This window comes from Tabrizicola sp. (assembly GCF_051645465.1).
Taxonomy (GTDB): domain Bacteria; phylum Pseudomonadota; class Alphaproteobacteria; order Rhodobacterales; family Rhodobacteraceae; genus Tabrizicola.
Map to the genome: position 1 here is coordinate 1 of NZ_JBOFBI010000256.1, position 2,513 is coordinate 2,513.

A 2,513-nucleotide genomic window follows, 5' to 3' on the forward strand; every position below is an offset into this window, starting at 1 on the left:
CCAGGTTCAGCGCCAGCAACAACTGCCCGACCGATTTGCCGAAAAAGATCATCAGAAGGCAGTTCCAGCCGATGATCGAGGCATATTGCAGGAAAACCGTGATGATCCAGCCGCGATCCCCGAATTGCGGGCGGGCGGCGGCGATGCTGTCGATGCCATGGCGGGTGGCGGTCGGCACCACGGCCAATGTGACCAGCAGCATGCCGATCATGCTGCCCGCCGTCATCGCGGCGATGCCCATTTTCAGGTTCAGATAATAGCCGACATATTCGCCGATGATATAGCACCAGGTCGCCGCTGCGGTGACCAGAAGCACCATGAACAACTGCCAGGGTTTCCAGTCACGCTCAGCGCGGGTCAGCGGCCAGCCGGATTCTTGTGAGGTTTCGGGATTGCTCATGACCACCCCCACAAAAGCAGGATCGCGGGGCCCACGACGCCAAGCGCCATCAGCCAGACCCAGTCGGTCATGCCGAACCCGGCACCTTGCATCTCCGGCTTTTCCAGCTCGGCCAATCGGCGTTCGAGTTCTGGGTGTATTCCTTGTTGTGACATGTTGGTCCCTCCCTTTGTTGTTTATTGTTGTCGTCAGCCTTTGATCATGTCGCCTTTCGGATCGTACCAGGGGCGAAGTTGCACGCGGGCCGGATGGCGCTTCCAGGCGACTTCGACCTCCCATGAACCGCTCGCGAGCCAGGCGTCGGTCACGCCATCGGGGCAGCTGACATAGCCCATCCCCAGCGACGCGCCGATCCGGTGACCCCAGCCGCCCGAGGTGATCGCGCCCACGATCTCGCCATCCCGCAGGATCGGTTCGTTGTGATAGACGAGCGGTGCATCCGGCCCCTCGTCCACCAGACGCAGTTGCACCAGCCGCCGCGTCAGCGGCCCTGCCGCTCGCGCGAGCAGGGCATCCCGCCCGATGAACCCGCCCGGCTTGTCCATCGCCACGGCAAAGCCCAGCCCCGCCTCACGCGGAGTGTCTTCTTCACCGATGTCATGACCCCAGTGGCGATAGCCCTTTTCCATCCGCAGGGAGTTGATCGCGAAGTACCCGCCCATGCGCAGACCGAAACCCGGCCCCGCCTCGATGATCCGGTCGAAGACATGGCCCGCAAACTCGGCGGGCATGTAAAGCTCATAGCCCTGTTCGCCGACATAGGTCAGCCGACTTGCACGGACGCGGGCATAGCCGAGGTCAATCTCGCGGCTGGCGCCAAAGGGAAAGCTCTCGTCCGAGAAATCCTGCGGCGAGAGCGTCGCTAGCAGCGCCCGCGCCTTTGGCCCCATCAGGGCCAGCATCGGCAGGCCCGAGGTCACATCCTGCACATGGACATGCGCATCTTCGGGGATATGCCGTTTGAGCCAAGCCATGTCGCGCCGCTGCGAGACGGCGATGGACACGACAAGGAAGGCCGTTTCCGACAGGCGGGTGACGGTCACATCCGCCTCGACCCCGCCAGCCACATTCAGCCATTGGGTGTAGACGACACGGCCCGGCGTCACGTCGATGTCATTGGCGCAGACGTGGTTCAGCACGCGGCACGCATCGCGCCCCTCGACCAGATACTTCACAAAACAGCTGTGATCGAACAGCGTCACATTCTCGGCGGTGTTGCGGCATTCCGCGCCGCAAGCATTGAACCAGTTCTGCCGCCCGTAGGAATAGTCGATGGTCGGCGTCGTGCCGGGTGTGCCGAAATAGCCGGGCCGTTCCCATCCGGCGGCTTCGGTCATGCAGGCGCCCATCGCCTTTAGCCGGTCGTGGAACGGGCTGCGGCGGATGTCGCGGGCAGTGGCGAACTGGCGGTAGGGCCAGTGCATATCAAACAGAAGGCCCAGGGTTTCGGTCGTGCGGTCCTCAAGGTATTTCCGGTTGCCCTGAAACGCCTGCATCCGCCTCACATCGACATCCATCAGCTCCATCGGCGGGCGACCATCGCGGATCCAGTCGGCCAGGGCCTTGCCCACCCCGCCCGAGGACAGAATGCCGATCGAGTTGAAACCGGTCGCGCAGAACAGCCCCGGAACCTCGGGCGTTTCGCCCAAGAGATATCGGTCATCGGGGGTAAAGCTTTCGGGGCCGTTGAAGAAGAGCTGAATCCCGGTCCGTTCAAGGACAGGCACCCGGCGGGTCGCGGCTTCCAAGAGGGGGGCGATGTGGTCGATATCCTCGGGCAGTGTTCCGAAGGCGAAGTCGTCGGGGATGCCCGCCTGCCCCCAGGGCTTGGCTTTCGGTTCAAAGAACCCGACCAGCAGTTTGCCCGCGTCTTCCTTGTAGTAGGTCCACTCATCCCCAAGAAACAGCACGGGCAGATTGCGCGGCAGGCCTGCGACGGGTTCGGTGACCACATAGAAATGCTCGGCGGCATGCAGGGGCAGCGTCACGCCCACCTCTGCCGCCAGATCGCGCGACCACATGCCGCCGCAGATCACGACGGTTTTGGCGCGGATCGGGCCTTTGGCCGTCATCACTCCGGCAGCTTTGCCATTCTCGACCAGAATGCGCGTGA

General features: G+C 63.3%; 3 protein-coding genes. All 3 read right to left on the reverse strand.

The window, feature by feature from the left end; translation table 11 throughout:
* The coding region (locus tag ACRCSW_RS16785) for a cytosine permease (protein WP_438706798.1) at nucleotides 1–400 on the reverse strand (400 nt) is incomplete at its 3' end.
* Nucleotides 397–555: a hypothetical protein gene (locus ACRCSW_RS16790; RefSeq protein ID WP_438706799.1), complete on the reverse strand. Its 159-nt coding sequence runs from the start codon at nucleotides 553–555 to the stop codon at nucleotides 397–399. The genes ACRCSW_RS16785 and ACRCSW_RS16790, both read right to left, overlap by 4 nt.
* Before the next feature lie 33 nt (nucleotides 556–588).
* A partial coding sequence (locus tag ACRCSW_RS16795) for a GcvT family protein (RefSeq protein WP_438706800.1) occupies nucleotides 589–2,513 on the reverse strand: 1,925 nt, incomplete at its 5' end.